Origin of the sequence: Streptomyces sp. MNU89, assembly GCF_020982505.1 — a bacterium.
In the GTDB taxonomy this organism is placed as follows: Bacteria; Actinomycetota; Actinomycetes; order Streptomycetales; family Streptomycetaceae; genus Streptomyces; species Streptomyces xinghaiensis.
In genome coordinates this window covers 2,421,217-2,437,186 of record NZ_JAJKLL010000001.1, presented here as the reverse complement: position 1 = coordinate 2,437,186, position 15,970 = coordinate 2,421,217, and the positions used below count along the sequence as shown (strand labels likewise).

Here is a 15,970-nt window from a genome sequence, read left to right as displayed (position 1 = left end):
CGGTCCGTCAGCACCGGCGCGCGGTCAGCACCAGCGCGGGGCCGGGCCGATGTTCTTGATGTAGCGGGCCGACGCGAACGCGTAGTGGCCGTCCTTCAGCACGTACCAGCGGTTGTTGCCGTTGATGTTCTGGCCGTGGACCTTGCACTTGATCTTCACGATGGCGCCGTACGGCTTGGAGCCGACGACGTGGCCGCCCTTGTTGGGCGCGCTGCGGAGCAGCAGGCCGGAGTGGGCGATGACCTTGCCCTTGTAGAAGTGGTGGTGGTGACCACCGCCGGTCGGAGCGGCGGTGGCCGCGGCGGCGGGGCCGGCGGCGGCGAGGGTGGCGATGGCGCCGGTGGCGACGCCGACCGCGATCTTGCGGAACTTGGACTGCAGCATCTGCGATGCCTCCTGTGGAGGGGAGGGCCCTGTCCCAGAGGGAGCGGGGCGTTGGTATTTCCGGGGACCGGCTGGTTTCACGGGCAGCGTTGACCGTGATCAACCGGCATGAATGACGCTAAATCGGACACTCTGGGCTCGCAACCGGTCACGTTCCGGCGTGCGCGCGAAGGGGCGCGTCGGCGGGGTGGGGGCCCGCGGTGGGCTCGTGCAGGGGTCGCCCCGGTGCGGGCGTGGAGAGGGTCGGGGCAGGTTTCCGGAAGCTCTCCTCGGTGTCCGTCGGGGGTGAGGGGGTGTCGATCAAGGGATGCGCAGGTCGGAACCGGGAGAGTCTGGCGAGCGCTCCGGCGGATCGTTGAGTCCATCCGGATGCGGCACTCCGGTTATCGGAAAGCTCTGGAAATTCTGTTGAACGGTGTGCATTTCCGGACCGGCGCCCGCCTCCCGTCGGGACATTGACGCAGGTAGATCCCGGGCAAGCCGCCGTGACGGAGGTGTTTCGCCGTTGAAAAACTTCCGGAAACAAGCGTTGACGCTGCGTTGTGACGGGCGCCATACTCCGGATCGATCGAACTACCGCACGCACGGAACCGCCGTTCACCTCCCCCCACTGTCCGGCGTCCCGGCTCGCGGGCCGATCGCACCCACCATGCCCGGACGGTTCCTCCACCTCCGTCCGGTCCCCGGCAGAAGGGGCAGTAATGATCAGGAAATCGTTAGCCGGACGAAGAAGCCCACGGCGGTACGTCCGCCAGGTGTTCGTCTACGGTGTGGCCGCCGTCCTGGCCTCGACCGGTGTCGTCGCGATGTCCGGCACGGCTCACGCCGCCGACACCCTGGGCGCCGCGGCGGCCGAGAAGGGCCGGTACTTCGGTACCGCCGTGGCCGCCAACCGCCTCGGTGAGGCGGACTATGTGGCCACGCTGAACCGGGAGTTCAACAGCGTCACCGCCGAGAACGAGATGAAGTGGGACGCGCTGGAGCCGTCCCAGAACAACTTCAACTTCGCCAACGCCGACCGCATCGTCAACCACGCCCAGCAGCAGGGCATGGACATCCGCGGTCACACGCTGGTGTGGCACTCCCAGCTCCCCGGCTGGGTGAGCAACCTCGGCAGTGCCGACCAGGTGCGCAGCGCCATGCGGAACCACATCAACCGGGTGATGGGCCAGTACAAGGGCGAAATCCACTCCTGGGACGTGGTGAACGAGGCGTTCGAGGACGGCGGCAGCGGTGCCCGGCGCAACTCGGTGTTCCAGCAGCGGCTGGGCAACGGCTACATCGAAGAGGCCTTCCGCATGGCCCGCGAAGCCGATCCCAACGCCAAGCTCTGCTACAACGACTACAACACCGACGGCCAGAACGCGAAGAGCAATGCCGTCTACAACTTGGTGCGCCAGATGAAGCAGAACGGCGCCCCGATCGACTGCGTGGGCTTCCAGTCCCACTTCAACCAGCAGTCGCCGGTGCCCAGCGACTACCAGGCGAACCTGCAGCGCTTCGCCGACCTCGGCGTCGATGTGCAGATCACCGAGCTGGACATCCAGAACGCCCCGAGCGACAGCTACAGCCGCGTGACGCAGGCCTGCCTGGCCGTCGCGCGCTGCACCGGCATCACGGTCTGGGGTGTCACCGACAAGTACTCGTGGCGCAGTGAGCAGAACCCGCTGCTCTTCGACGGCAACTACAACAAGAAGCCCGCGTACAACGCCGTTCTGTCGGCCCTCGGCGGCAGCAGCGACGGCGGTGGTGACGACGGTGGCGGTAACACCGGGGCCACTTGCACCGCGACGTACTCCGAGACCATGCGCTGGGGCGACCGCTTCAACGGCCAGGTGACGGTCACCGCCAACGGTGGCGCGATCAGCGACTGGACGGTCACCGTCAACCTGACCTCGCCGCAGAGCGTCTCCACCACCTGGAACGGCACGCCCAGTTGGAACGGCACGGTGATGACGATGAGACCGAACGGCAACGGCACGCTGTCGTCCGGCTCGTCGACGAGTTTCGGGTTTACGGTGATGGCCAACGGCAACTGGTCGCAACCACGGATCGGCGGCTGTACGGCCCGTTGACCGACTCGCACCGACGGCCCGGCCGGCCGGTCACCTGACAGTCCGGCCGGCCCGCCGCGCTGCGGGGCCGCCGTCGCTTCCCCCGTCCAGGCGGGCCCTCGCAAGGGGCAGCTCCGCCCGGCTCTCCGGAAACTCCCCGGAGAGCCGGGCGGAGCTTTCTGCTGTCGGGGCCGGGGAACCGCCGGGTGAAGACCGCGCGCGGCGTGCACCACCCGGCAGGCGGGCGCAACCGGCCCGCCGAGTGATGCCGTTTAACGGAAGTCTCCGATAATTTTCTGCCTCCTCGAAGATCCAAAACTGACGACCCGTCGAACGCGGCCGCATAACTCCAGTTCAGAGAGGGTTATTCAAGTTACCGACGTGTTTCACGGCCGAAAAACTTCCGGAAAGAAGCGTTGACGCCCCCTCACCGATCCGGCCATACTCCGGAGCGATCGCCGCCCGCGGCACCGACACCCCACCGTCGGCCGCGGCGGTACGTGGGGGCACGGCATCACACCGTTCACACCCACCAAGTCCGGACGGGTCCCCCACCTCCGTCCGGTCCCCGGAAGAAGGGGCAGCAATGATCAGCATGACGTCAGCCCGGCGGCAGCGCCGCAAACCCGGCACCCGGAAGACGCTCGTCCTCGGCCTGGCCGCCGTCCTGGCCTCGACCGGCGTCGTCGGCCTGTCCGGCACCGCTCACGCCGCCGACACCCTGGGCGCCGCGGCGGCCGAGAAGGGCCGGTACTTCGGTGCCGCGGTCGCCGCCAACCACCTCGGTGAGTCCCAGTACGTGCAGACGCTGAACCGGGAGTTCAACAGCGTCACCGCCGAGAACGAGATGAAGTGGGACGCGCTTGAGCCGTCCCAGAACAACTTCAACTTCGGCAATGCCGACCGGATCTTCAACCATGCCCGGCAGCAGGGCATGGCGGTCCGCGGTCACACGCTGGTGTGGCACTCCCAGCTCCCCGGCTGGGTGAGCAACCTCGGCAGTGCCGACCAGCTGCGCAGCGCCATGCGGAACCACATCAACCAGGTGATGGGCCACTACAAGGGTCAGATCCATTCCTGGGACGTGGTGAACGAGGCGTTCGAGGACGGCGGCAGCGGCGCCCGCCGCAATTCGGTGTTCCAGCAGCGGCTGGGCAACGGCTACATCGAAGAGGCCTTCCGCATGGCCCGCGAAGCCGATCCCAACGCCAAGCTCTGCTACAACGACTACAACACCGACAACTGGAGCCACGCCAAGACGCAGGCCGTGTACAACATGGTCAAGGACTTCAAGTCCCGCGGCGTGCCGATCGACTGCGTGGGCTTCCAGGCCCACTTCAACAGCGGCAACCCGGTGCCGAACAACTACCACACCACCCTGCAGAACTTCGCGGACCTGGGTGTGGACGTGCAGATCACCGAGCTGGACATCGCCGGCTCCGGCAGTTCCCAGGCCGAGCAGTTCGGCGGCGTGACCCAGGCCTGCCTGGCCGTCTCCCGCTGCACCGGCATCACCGTGTGGGGCATCCCCGACCACTACTCCTGGCGCTCCAACGACACCCCGCTGCTGTTCGACCGCAACTACAACAAGAAGCAGGCGTACACCGCGGTGCTCAACGCACTGAACGCCGGCTGACCGGCAGCCGGACCACGGACCGGGCGGACCCGGCCGTCCGGACCGGCGAGCGCATGACGCGACGGCGCGGCGATCCCCACGGTCGCCGCGCCGTCCGCGTACCGGCGGCGCCGGAACGGGCCACGCCGATGACGGTGCGCAACGGGCCGCCCGCGCCGCCGATTAGGACAGGCATCCGACAGAATCCAGCAGTACGGGGGATAGCCGCCCGATCCGGCACCCGGCCCCCGGCGCCGCGTCCATGCTGGGCCCGTGACTCAGTATGACGAGCAGAACCCCGCCTACCGAACCGTCCGCGTGACCGCACTGGAGAGCCCTGTCGCGGCCATGGCGGACCTGGAGGCGTGGGAGGCCCGAGAGACGTACCCGGAGATCCGCTCGGCCGGCGCACCGGTGTTCGGGACCGCGCGGGAACGCGAGGAGGGCGGCTGGGAACTCCGCCCGTACTTCTGCGACACGGCACCCCAGGGGTCCCGGGACGGCCTCGGAGCGCACTTCCGGCTGACGGCCCGGGACGCGGAGGAGGCCGGTGACGAGGCAGCGCGCGACGCGTGCCTGCGGGCCGCGGAACGCCTGGACTGGGAACCCCTCGACGACATGACCGTGCTCGGCGACCGGTACCGCGTCGTCCGGGCGGAGCGGTTCATCCGCATGGGCCCGGACGGCCCCGAGCCGCCCCGGCCCTCCGACCCGGACCCGGCCGCACCGGGCGAGTCCGGCAAGATCCAGGACCCGTCCGTCGGCTTCGTGATCGACACGACCACCGCCACCGGGATGTCCGAGGGCATCCTCAAGACCGAACTGCTGGGCATGGTCCGCGCGGCCGGCACCGTGCCGCCGGACGTCCGTGCCGACTCCCTGCGCGCCGCGCGGACACACCCCGGCGGCGTGCTCCTCCCCCCGACCTTCATGATCGCCGAGGACTCCGACGGCCACTGGCGTCCCGAATCGGACGGCACGTCGACCACCCCGCAGGCGGCCCGCGACGGACTGGCCACCCACTGGCGAGGCCCGTTCTTCCCGCAACTGCGGAAGCTGACCCCGGAGTTGCGCGCCGAGTACGCCGCCGCGGCCGACCGCATCTCCTCCGAACGCCTGAACGAGGTGACGGTAGCGGGCGTGCGCTACCGGGTGGCCCGGGTCGAACGCCTGGTCCGCGTCGGCCCCGACGGCCCCGAGAGCCCACGCCCCTCCGACCCGGACCCGGAGCCACCGATCAAGGTCCACGTCCGGCAACTCAAGGAACAGGGCCTGTGGGAGGAGGACGACGAGGAGGACTGACCCGGCCTCTCCCGACACGGCCACCGGCCCTGGCCCGCCCCGAAAGTACCGGAGCCTGCGCGGACAGACCCCGGCCCCGGCTTTGCCCGGCCCCGGCATCGGGGCCGGGCGGACCCTTGCCACCCGGTCCGGCGGGGACCGGCGTGACCGGACCGGGCCGGGGAGAACGGGACCTCGGGTGAGTACGCCGACCGCTCCCGTGATGTTTGCCCCTTCCACGCTTGGTCGAGGGGGTAACGAAAACTCGCGCACTGCACTGCGGTTGCGTGTCGATGTGTGGTCCGCTACGGTCATCCTGACGCTGCGGACCGTGGGAAAAGGCGAAACCCCTGGCGGTGGATGACTGCCAGGGGTCCGGAAGGCCGTGCCCCGGGTGGCGTGCTGAGCAGAGGCGGGCCCGGGGCTTTCACGACCACGGTATCACCGCCACCAGTTCTTGCAACGGCCTGCGTAGGCGGAGCCGTGTCCAGAGGGGGAGTCCGTGATCGAGAGGCTGCCGGAGTGGCTGGTCCGTGCCCTGTCCCGGCCGCGCCTGAGCAGGTATGTCATGGCCGCGCAGGGCGAGTCACTGACTGCTGTCCGTCTGTACTGGTGGAACGTTGAGGTTTGCGGCGCTTTGTATGGTCCGCTGCACTGTCTGGAGCTGGCCCTGCGCAACGCTCTCCACGATCAGCTGAGTCGGAAGTATGGCCGATCGGATTGGTGGGAAGCGGCTCCTCTGGACTGGCAGACCAAGCGCCTTGTCATGGAGGCCAGACGGAAGTGTGAGCGCCGAAGGACGGCCCCCACGCCCGACAGCATGGTGGCGGAGCTGTCGTTCGGCTTCTGGGTCTCCCTGCTGAGCCGTAGCTACGACCGAGGCCTGTGGGTGCCCACCCTGCACAAGGCCTTTCCCTACCTGGACCTGCCGCGTAAGAGGCTCTACGACGGCTTGTCCTCGCTGGTCCTCCTGCGCAACCGGATCATGCACCACGAACCCGTGCACCATCGTGATCTTTCTGCGGACCACGCCAAGATCTATCGCATGCTCGGCCACATCAGCCCCGAGCTGGCGATTGAGGCCAAGACGATGGACCGCTTCCCCGAGGTTCTCGCAGGCCGTCGTGCCTCTCTCGGCGGCACCCGGCCCGTGCGCTTCTGACCGGAGGATGATCTTGTGACGGACCTCGGGCGACTCGTAGTGACCCGTGCCGACATCGCGCGCCTCGCGGGTGTCCAACGTCCTGCTGTGGCCAACTGGGAGCGGCGGCATCAGGATTTTCCTGCACCGGTGCCGTCATCCGGCCATTCGGGCACCGACGTCTTCCGGGCAGACGAAGTAGCCGCTTGGCTGGGCCGGCGGACAGTACCGGCGAACGTACGGCGGGAAGGGGAACTGGCGGGTACGACCTTCGGTGATCGGTTCCGGGCAGGGCTGGACCGTGGCAACTTCAGCGCGCAGGACTTTGTTCACAGATTGCTGGCCGAGGCGGATCGATTCCGTGGGCAGTTGGCTCCAGCTGAGAACATGCTGTTGCTGCTCGGGCTGGTCCACACATGGGGAACCAGCCCCGCGGCCCGTGTTTCGGCAACCTCTCTGCGTACCGTTCTGCGCACCGTGCTCGACCGTGATGTCGCAGGCCACGAACAGGTCGCCACTCTTATCGAGGTCTTCAGCCAACAGGGCCCGGGGACACGAGCCGAGTGCGCGGCTGTATTCGACTTGCTGGTGGACCGCTACCGGAGTGAGTACGGACGGCGTGAAGGAGGAGAGCTTTTCACGCCGAAGTCTGTGGCGCGCACCATGGCACGCATGCTGTCCGTCGCCGTCCCCCGGCCACGCCGTGTTCACGATCCCTTCTGCCGTGCCGGGGAAGTGCTCACGGCGATTCTTGCCGAGCTGCCCGAATCCGGGATCCGGCCATGCGTAACGGGTACGACTCCGAGCAGTGACGCTCTGCATCTCGCCACGATGAATCTCACCCTCCATGGCGCGGAAGACGCAGTCTTCCACCTGGGAATGGAGATCGAGGGGCCAGGGCCACGTGATGGATCTGGATCCCCTTGGCCGAGCGGCATCGACTGGATCGTGACCAACCCGCCCTTTGCACAACGGCTGTCCGCCTCCGAGGAGCAGCGGACCTGGCGCTATGGCCCGCCGGGCTCGCGGGGTGACTTCGCATGGCTGCAGCACGTGATGGACCAGTTGGCTCCGGGCGGGCGGGCCGCAGTGGTGATGCCGGAGGGCGCCGGATTCATCGGCGGCCGCCCAGGGCGGATCCGTGGCGCGATGATCGAGGATGGAGCGGTCGAATGCGTCGTGGCACTGCCCCCGCAGCTGTTCGCCGTCACGGCGATCCCCGTCAACATCTGGATCCTGACACGACCGGTGGGCCGGTGCGAGGAAGTCTTGTTCATCGACGGCTCAGCGCTGGGCAGCATGACCGGCCCGGCCTTGCGTGAGCTGTCCGAAGGGGACATTGCCGCAGTGGTCGATGCCTACGCGGCATGGCACCACGGAATGGAGCGAACCGAATCCACACCGTCCGGTGCCGGTGCCGGTGCCGGTGCCGTCGCCAGTCGTGCCCTCAAACTTGATGAGCTGCGGGATCGGACTTACATGCTCACGCCCCGCTCCCTGACGGCTCCAGAACTCCCGCTGATGAATCCCCAAGTCACCGAGCAGGTCATGGCTCGTCGAATGGAACGGCTGGAGTCCGCCGCAGCGCGGCTGCAAGAGCTGAGCGGCAACCTGGAACGGTCCGGGAACCCATGGCGCGAAACATGGTCTCGGGCTGCGCCCAGTGGGACAGGGGAGAGCATCCCATCCGGATGGCGTCAAGAGCGGCTCGGCACACTGGCGGAGATCACGGTCGGCCCGGGCGGGCGAAGGCGGGATAAGGCAGACGACACCGGTCGCGGGATTCCCGTGGTTCGTCCTGCGGCCGTGCGCGGACATCGGATTCTGCATGAAGGCGTGACCTGGGTTCCGGAGGACGAAGCAAAGAGTCTGACGCGCTATCGACTCAAGCCCGGAGACGTGGTGATGACGCGAACCGGCACCCTGGGCCGCTGCGCCCTGGTCACGGAAGCCGAGGAAGGGTGGATTTTCGGCACTCACCTGGTGCGGATCCGTCCCTCCGAACTCTCGTACGCCGACTACCTCCTCGGCTTCCTGGAACGTCCCGAAGCCCAGAGTTGGATCAGCCGGCGGGCCAGAGGAACCGCTGTGCAGTCGGTCTCCTCGAAGGATCTGTACGATCTGCCCGTCCTGCTGCCTCCCCGGGCAGAGCAACAGAAGATCGGGCGTGTACTGAACATCCTGGATCAGCAGCGCCAAACGCACACCGAACTCATTGCGGCGCTCGATGCCTACCGTGCGGAACTGGCGGATCTGCTCATGTCCGGCCGCGTTTTGCTTCCAACAGAGGAATGACCACGGTGTTACTACGCAGGGCCTCGCCCCATGCGCTGGACGGCATCGGAGGGGGCTCCAGAGAAGGCGCGCCCTTCTGACGCGTGAATGAACCCTGGTCAGAGTGGTGTGGGCAGGGCTGGAGGCCCGGTGGGCCGCCGGGTGTCCGGGCTGCGTCGGTCCAGCGCTGGTCTCCCTCGGGCTGAGGGTGCCGAGTAGCCGAGTTGGCCGGCAACGCGGTTGAGGCCAAGCCGAGATCATCACATCCGTCCCGGCAGCGTGATCAGGTGTTCCAGTTGCGCGCGCATCACCTCCGCACCGCCGACCTGCTGACGAAGGGCTCCTTCGGCGAGCATCGCCCAGAACTCCAGCGGTCCTTCCCCGGTGAGCCGTTTTCGCCTGGCGAGCCGGACTTGAATGAACTGGTCGATCTCCTCGGGGGTTTGCCAGGCACGTGAGGCCACCGTGACTGCTCTGCCGTACTCCGCGGTCTGCAGGAGTCCGGGCACCAACTGCACCTGGTAGGTCCGAATGCTGTCGCAGCGGGAGGGGGACCCCCGAGGTCCGGGAGCCGACCGAGGACGACCCAGGAGGGCGCGGCTTGCTGCTTGTGGACACCCTCTGCCACCGCTGGGGAGTCCGGGAGCGCGAAGCGGGGATCGGCAAGACGGTCTGGGCCGAGCTCAAGGGACGAGGGTCCCCGCGAATTCTGATGACTCCGGCCGGGGGCCGTCGGCTGCGGCGGGCCGGGGAAATCGGGGAGGATCACGTCCACCCGCCGCCGTTTCCGCCCGGAGCCCGGAGCCCGGAGCCCGGAGCCCGGAGCCGGACCGGAACCGGCACACCGCCTGCGGCCCCCTCGGGGCCCGGACCCAGGAGAGCGATCCCCTTGAGCGCGAAATTCCAGGAACTCGACTGGCGCCCCACCCCCATGGGGGAGATCAGCCTGCGGCGGCGCCGCCATCTCCCCACGGACACCGACGTGTACGAGGTGAAGCTCGGCGACGAGTGGCTGATGTCCAGCATGTTCACGGCGGGGGAGATCGCCCTCGCGGACCTCGGCCTGGCGGAGTGCGGGGGCGGCGAACTGGACGTCGTCGTCGGCGGGCTCGGGCTCGGCTACACCGCCGACGCGGCGCTGAACGACGAGCGCGTCCGGTCGCTGCTCGTGGTGGAGGCGCTGGGCGAAGTCGTCGAGTGGCACCGGCGGGGGCTGGTACCGCTGGGTGCGCGTCTGACGGCGGACCCCCGCTGCCGTCTGGTCCAGGGCGACTTCTTCGCCGAGGCGGCCGGTTCCGATGGCTTCGACCCCGAGGCGCCCGGCCGCCGGTTCCACGCCGTCCTCCTGGACATCGACCACTCGCCGGAGCACGTGCTGCACCCCGGCCACGCCGGCTTCTACCGGCCCGAAGGGCTGCGCGCCCTGGCGGGCCACCTTCACCCCGAGGGGATCTTCGCCCTGTGGTCGAACGACCCGCCGAGCGAGGAGTTCAACTCGGCGCTCGCGCAGGTGTTCCCGGAGACCGAGGCGCGGATCGTCACCTTCGACAACCCTCTCCAGGGCAACACGGCCTCCTGCACGATCTACATCGCCCGGGCCCGGTGAAGCCGGCCCGCACGCGGAGCGGTGGCACTCCGGCCGACCCGGCCGGTGGGGGCTGCGTCCAGTACACCGTCAGACGCCAACTGTGAACACCCTGCGAAAGGATGTGCACTCAATCAACGCATTAACCCTCGGCATGCACTCACCGGCCACTAGAGTTCCCGCACACAGCGGGTGTGGCACACATCACGCTTCATGGCGGCCGTGCGGACCGGGGAGGGTCCGGCCGGCCCGGGCACTTGGGGGCGGGACATGCTGGAGATGGTCAAGGGAGCCAACGTGGGACTGGCGGCTCTGAGCGAGGACACCGGCGCCGTGGTCCTGAGTCTTTCCTGGTGCAGTACGGACGGTGACGGGGACGCTGACGTCTCCGTTCTCCTCCTCGACGCCAACGGCAAGGTACGCGGCGACGCGGACTTCCTCTTCTACAACAACCCGGTGGCGGCGGACGGCAGCGTGCAACTGCTCGGCAAGACCCCGACCGCCAACGGCAGCGAGGACCGGATCAGCCTCGACCTCTCCGTGATGCCGCCGGAGGTGGAACGCGTCGTCCTGGCGGCCAGCCGCTACGGCGGCGCCCGCTTCGGCGACCTGGACGACCTGCGGATGACGCTCGCCGACCGGACGGGGGAGACCGTCCTCGGCTTTTCCATCGGTGACGCGAGCGTGGAGAGCGCCTTCCTCTTCGGCGAGCTGTACCGCCGTGCCGGGGAGTGGAAGTTCCGGGCCGTCGGGCAGGGCTACGAGACCGGGCTGGCGGGCCTGGCGACGGACTTCGGCATCGACGTGGACGAGGCCCCGGAGGAGGAGCCCGATGCTCCAGGGGCGGCGGAGGAGACGGGGGAACCCGTACCGGGCACGGCGGCGGTGCCACCCGCCGAGGGGCGGCCCCGGCGCCCGCCCCGCCCCGCCCGCTGCGACGGCACCCGCGCCCGTGCCGGGAACGGCGGTGCCCCTGCGTCCGTCCACCACGGTCCCCTCTCAGCGGCCGTCCCCGAAGCCGAAGCCGAAGCCGAAGCCGCAGCCGAAGCCCCGGCCCCGGCCCCGACGCCGGCAGGGGCCCCGCCCCGGCCGCCCGCCGCCCCCGTACCGCCAAGAAGAAGGTGACGATCCCCCGGACGGCCAAGAAGTCCCTCGCCGAGAACGACACCTGGCGGCAGGCCCGGCTCTTCCCCGCCCCGGCACTCAAGAGCGACCGGGAGCGGGAAACCAGGGCGACCTCCGTTCTGCTCTCGGTGATGGCCCAGGTACCGGAGTTCGGGCGCCGGCTCACCGCCGCGTTCGGGGCGCCGGCCGGCCGGACGGAGACCTTCGCCGAGGTCTCCCTGCCGCACGGGGACACGCCCAGGCGCCCGGACGGCATCATCCGCGTGGAACGTGCGGGCAAGCTGTGGACCGCCCTGGTGGAGACCAAGACCAACGGCAATCCGCTCAAGCCGGCGCAGGTGCAGGACTACATGGACATCGCCGCCCGGCGCGGCTACGAGGCCGTCATCACGCTCTCGAACGACGTGGCCCTGGAAGGACGGCCGCTGGTCGACGTCAAGATCGACAAGCGCCGCAAGCACAAGGTCGCGCTGTGGCATCTCTCCTGGGCGGAGGTCGCGCACCAGGCGCAGATGCTGATCCGCCACGAGGGCGTCGGCAACGCCGCCCACGCCTGGCTCCTCCAGGAACTTCTGCACTACCTCCAGCACGACAACTCCGGGTGCCACGGCTTCCAGAACATGGGCCCGGCCTGGGTACCGGTGCGCAAGGGCATCGACGAGGAGACGCTCTGCGAGGGCGACCAGCGGGCCGTCGAGGTGGTGGAGAGCTGGGAACGGCTCGTCCGGCAGGTCTGCCTGCGGCTCGGCGGTGAACTGGGGCAGAAGGTGCTGCCCGTGCAGCGCGCCAGGCGCGGCTCCGATCCCGACGCCCGCCGGGCGGCGCTCGCCGACAGCTTCTGCCGGGACGGCCGGCTGAGCGCGGAACTCCGTGTCGACGGGGCACAGGGCGTCCTGGGCATCGTGGCCGACCTGCGCACCGGCAAACTGCGCACCTCCGTCGAGATGCCCGCGCCGGACCAGGGCTACCCGCTGACCTGGGCCAAGCGCCTGATCCGTCAACTCGCCGAAGCGCCCGCCGACACCCACATCGAGACGCTGGTCGACGGCCGGGGTGCCGGGCCGCGCGGCACCCTGGAGCGCCTGCGTCCGGAGCCGGCCGACATCCTGCCGAAGGACGGATCCGCGATCACTGGCTTCCGGCTGTCCCTCTTCAAGGGCATGGGCAGCACGCGCGGCAGCGCCGAGTCCGGCTTCATCCGCAGCGTCGACGACGCGGTGGACCGCTTCTACGCCGGTGTCGTCGCCCACCTCGACACCGCCCGCCCGGGGCGCCGCTCGCAGTCCGCCGCGGGGGCCGGGGCCGTGGCGCGGGCCGCCGCCGGGTGACCGCCTTCCGGTGGTGCGGCGGGGAGTCCCGGGGCGGTCCGGGGCTCCGTGCTCTCCGTGCCCCTGCGCTCACCGGGCGCGGGGGCCGGAGGCCGGCGGCGGGGGGCCGTGCCGCCGGAACCGGGGTGTTCCCTCACCGGACGTCCGAGGACGCCAGGGTGATGAAGGCCTCCAACGCGTCCTTGGCCCGGCCGCCTTGGGCGCTCAGCTCCGCCTTGGAGCCGGCGCGGGGGATCTCGGAGGTCAGCTCGTAGGCGTGGCGGGCCGCGTCCACCACCGCGGCCGCGCTGGCTATGAGCTGGACCCGGAACAGCCCGTGCAGGGCCGTGCCGCGCAGCCGGTGGGCCTCCAGGCGGGCCTCGAAGTGGGCCGGGCCGTCGGGGTCCTCGTCCCTGCGGTGCCACCGGTCGTACTGCCCGCGCCGGAAGTCGGCCACGGCCCCGGCGAAGTCGCTGTAGACCTGCATGCGTTCGGCCCGTAACTGCTGCGCGGCGGCGAAGTCCTGGGCGCGGCGGTCGGCGGTGCGCTGGAAGACGTGCGTCACGGCGGAACCGAGCAGGGTTCCGACGACAGCGATCAGAGTCGAAAGAGTGGCGTCCACGCGGAGCAGGACACCACAGACTCACCCGCCGCAGAGCCGGTTTCAGCCGGGTGCGGGGCTTCCCGCACCTGCCGTGCCGTGCCCGGAGCCCACGGAGCCTGCCGCACACGAGCCCCCGCCGCACCGGAGGGCGCACAACCGGAACCCGCCGAACCCGGGCCCCGGCCGTCGTGGCGTCCGCCGTTCCGTACCAGGGGCGGGGCGGCTCAGACCATGGCCGCGGAGGCCGCCGGCGAGTCGGCGTGGGCCGCCTGGTGCGGGACGCGGGGGACCGCCGGGCCGTGCTCCACGGGCGCGGTGCCCGGCCCCCGGAAGTGTCCGGTCTCCGCCCCGGTGTCCGCCGCGGCACCGGCCCCGTTCGCCACGCCGCTCCGGGCCCGGAAGGGGCACTGCCAGTCGGCGGGCTTCCGGCTGCCGGAGTAGCGCCGGGCCTCGGACAGCTGCTCGTACTCCTGGAGATTGGGGTTGATGTCGCCCTGCAGCTTGATGTCCTGCTTGCGTATCTTGTCGGCCAGCCGGTCCCACATCCCCGCGGCCTTGATCCGCCGGAACTGGACATGGGAGTTGAAGGCCAGCATCGGGAAGGGCGGGCGCCGGCCGAGCCGGACGTGGTTCGGGTGCAGTCCGATCACGAAGAAGGGGTGCCCGGCGACGCTGAACGCGAACTCCCCGGACTGGGCGTCGGAGGAGTAGCCGTCGGCCCAGCGGTGGGTCTCCGCGTCGTACTCGTGGAGCGCCTGGAGCTGCTGCCAGAGGTGCTGTTCGAACCCGGCCTCGTCCAGGCCGCGGGGGTCCTCGAAGGTGGCGATGAAGCTCGTGAAGGAGCGGCTGTCCCAGTCGGCGGACCCGACGAACTCCGCGAGGTCGAGGGCCAGCAGCCGGGCGGACTCGCTGCCGCCGAACCGCTCGTAGTGACGGTGTGTGATGCCGCCCTGACGCCAGGCGGACCGCCCGGCCAGACAGGAGAACCTGTCACCCAGCAGGAACTTCTCAACCTCTGCACGCGCAGAAGCGTTCACGGCTCGCCCTCCTTCCGCCACATCCCACGCGGAGGGCGATCAATTCCGGCATTCATGTCCTGGGCGTCCGCCCGGCACCCTTATGAAAAGCTGCACGATCCCGCAGGTCAAGAGCCTGCTGAGGCGGAGAGAAACGGGTCTCACCCCCGCGGCTGGCGGAGGCGCCACGGCCATTGTGACGGCGCGAAGCCGATCAGCGAAATCCGCCGGTGGGAACCCCTGTCCGGAGGGCGTCCGGAGGTGTGATCCGCGGGACCGGATCTCGCTCGGCGTGATCGCCGGGGCACGGCCCGCGGACACGGAGAGTGAAGCGGCGGGTCTCTCGGGCGCGGCGCCGGGCCGTGAGGCGCCGTCCGGCCGGGGCGATCGGCGGGCTGCCGTGGAGGGGCGGGGAATCCGGGGGAACGCCCGGTGAGCCGGAACCCGAGGGTCCGTTGAACGGTGCGGGAAGGCCGGAAAAAATGCCTCGCGCAGGTGTCAGAGGGGCCCGGTACCGTGCGCCCATGGACCACGCGACCGGCGGTACCCGTATCGATCGACGTGCCCTCGCCGCAGTAGTCGTCACCGTGGTGCTGTGGGCGTCGGCGTTCGTCTCCATCCGCGTGTCGGCCGAGCATTACGCTCCCGGCGCGCTCGCACTGGGGCGGCTTCTGATCGCTTCGCTGGCACTGGGCTGTGTCTTCCTGCTCAAGCGGGGCACGCTGCCCGACCGCAGAGCCTGGCCGGGGATCGCGGGGGCCGGCGTGATGTGGTTCGGCGTCTACATGGTCGCGCTGAACTGGGGCGAGCAGCTGGTGGACGCCGGGACGGCCGCCATGCTGGTCAACATCGGACCCGTGCTGATAGCCCTGCTCAGCGGCCGGCTCCTCAAGGAGGGCTTCCCGCCGCTGCTGCTGGCCGGGATGGCCGTATCGTTCGCGGGGGCCGCGGTGGTCGGGCTGTCGATGTCCGGTGACGGCTCGTCCTCCCTGGCGGGTGTGGTGCTCTGCCTGGTCGCCGCCGTCACGTACGCCGCCGGGGTGGTCGCGCAGAAGCCGGCGCTGCGCTACGCGAGCCCGATGCAGGTGACCACCTTCGGGTGCTTCGTCGGCGCCCTGGCCTGCCTGCCGTTCGGCGGCCAACTCCTCGCGGACCTGCCCGAGGCCCCGCTGCCGGCGACGCTCAACCTGGTCTACCTCGGCCTCTTCCCCACCGCTCTCGCCTTCAGCACCTGGGCCTACGCCCTGGCCCGTACGACGGCGGGGAAGCTCGGCGCCACCACCTACGCCGTCCCCGCGGTCGTCGTCCTGATCTCCTGGATCACGCTGGAGGAGGTGCCCGGCTGGCTCACCCTGCTGGGCGGCGCCGTCTGCCTGGCCGGTGTGGCCGTCTCCCGGCTCCCGTCCCGGCGGGCCACGGCACCGCCGGCCCCGGAGCAGCCGCCCGGGCCGGTCGCCGGGCCCGCCGCGGCGAAGGAGGCCCGGGGCGCGGCTCCCGGTACGGACGAGCAGGTCGGGGTGGGCTGAGGGGCGGTGAGGTGGTGAGGTGAACCGAGCCGTGCCCCCCGTCCGCGTACCGCAGGAG

The 15,970-nt window shown here is 70.0% G+C and carries 9 protein-coding genes and 3 pseudogenes; 8 read left to right on the top strand and 4 right to left on the bottom strand.

Annotated features, from left to right (window positions below; genetic code table 11):
* Window positions 1-24 precede the first annotated feature (24 nt).
* Window positions 25-384 carry an SH3 domain-containing protein gene (locus E4N63_RS10280; protein ID WP_125627120.1) on the bottom strand — a complete coding sequence of 120 codons (360 nt, stop codon included), beginning with the start codon at window positions 382-384 and terminating at the stop codon, window positions 25-27.
* 701 nt (window positions 385-1,085) lie between these two features.
* Between E4N63_RS10280 and E4N63_RS10275 the strand changes: the two genes are divergently transcribed.
* The 5 genes and pseudogenes from E4N63_RS10275 (at window position 1,086) to E4N63_RS10255 (ending at window position 8,770) form a co-directional block, all read left to right on the top strand.
* Entirely contained in the window at window positions 1,086-2,459 is a 1,374-nt protein-coding gene (locus E4N63_RS10275) for an endo-1,4-beta-xylanase (protein ID WP_374112733.1), read from the top strand.
* 565 nt (window positions 2,460-3,024) lie between these two features.
* Window positions 3,025-4,062: pseudogene (locus E4N63_RS10270) on the top strand (endo-1,4-beta-xylanase); the annotation flags it as partial.
* 264 nt (window positions 4,063-4,326) lie between these two features.
* Window positions 4,327-5,355 (top strand): DUF5954 family protein, encoded by a 1,029-nt coding sequence (locus E4N63_RS10265; protein ID WP_230240488.1) that lies wholly within the window; start codon window positions 4,327-4,329, stop codon window positions 5,353-5,355.
* A gap of 481 nt (window positions 5,356-5,836) precedes the next feature.
* Complete coding sequence (locus tag E4N63_RS10260) at window positions 5,837-6,496, top strand: hypothetical protein (RefSeq protein ID WP_230240487.1); 660 nt, start codon at window positions 5,837-5,839, stop codon at window positions 6,494-6,496.
* 87 nt (window positions 6,497-6,583) lie between these two features.
* Window positions 6,584-8,770, top strand: coding sequence for a type I restriction-modification system subunit M/S (locus tag E4N63_RS10255; protein ID WP_230240486.1), 2,187 nt, complete (start codon window positions 6,584-6,586; stop codon window positions 8,768-8,770).
* 254 nt (window positions 8,771-9,024) lie between these two features.
* On the opposite strand, the pseudogene E4N63_RS10250 reads toward E4N63_RS10255, so the two are convergent.
* A pseudogene (locus E4N63_RS10250) lies at window positions 9,025-9,288 on the bottom strand (DUF5753 domain-containing protein); the annotation flags it as partial.
* Window positions 9,289-9,638: 350 nt separating this feature from the next.
* Here E4N63_RS10250 and E4N63_RS10245 point away from each other — a divergent pair.
* Together E4N63_RS10245 and E4N63_RS10240 are read left to right on the top strand one after the other, a co-directional pair.
* Entirely contained in the window at window positions 9,639-10,355 is a 717-nt protein-coding gene (locus tag E4N63_RS10245) for a spermidine synthase (protein WP_230240485.1), read from the top strand.
* A gap of 249 nt (window positions 10,356-10,604) precedes the next feature.
* Window positions 10,605-12,787: pseudogene (locus E4N63_RS10240) on the top strand (TerD family protein).
* A 133-nt stretch (window positions 12,788-12,920) separates the two neighbouring features.
* Here the strand turns inward: E4N63_RS10240 and E4N63_RS10235 are convergent.
* Both E4N63_RS10235 and gntA read right to left on the bottom strand, forming a co-directional pair.
* The gene (locus E4N63_RS10235) at window positions 12,921-13,388 is read right to left on the bottom strand and encodes a hypothetical protein (RefSeq protein WP_230240484.1); all 468 of its coding nucleotides are present in this window, start codon (window positions 13,386-13,388) and stop codon (window positions 12,921-12,923) included.
* Between the two features lie 206 nt (window positions 13,389-13,594).
* Complete coding sequence (gntA, locus tag E4N63_RS10230) at window positions 13,595-14,407, bottom strand: guanitoxin biosynthesis heme-dependent pre-guanitoxin N-hydroxylase GntA (protein ID WP_230240483.1); 813 nt, start codon at window positions 14,405-14,407, stop codon at window positions 13,595-13,597.
* A 503-nt stretch (window positions 14,408-14,910) separates the two neighbouring features.
* Here gntA and E4N63_RS10225 point away from each other — a divergent pair.
* On the top strand, window positions 14,911-15,912 hold the full coding sequence (locus E4N63_RS10225; protein ID WP_125624431.1) for a DMT family transporter: 1,002 nt from the start codon (window positions 14,911-14,913) through the stop codon (window positions 15,910-15,912).
* The last annotated feature ends 58 nt before the right edge of the window (window positions 15,913-15,970 follow it).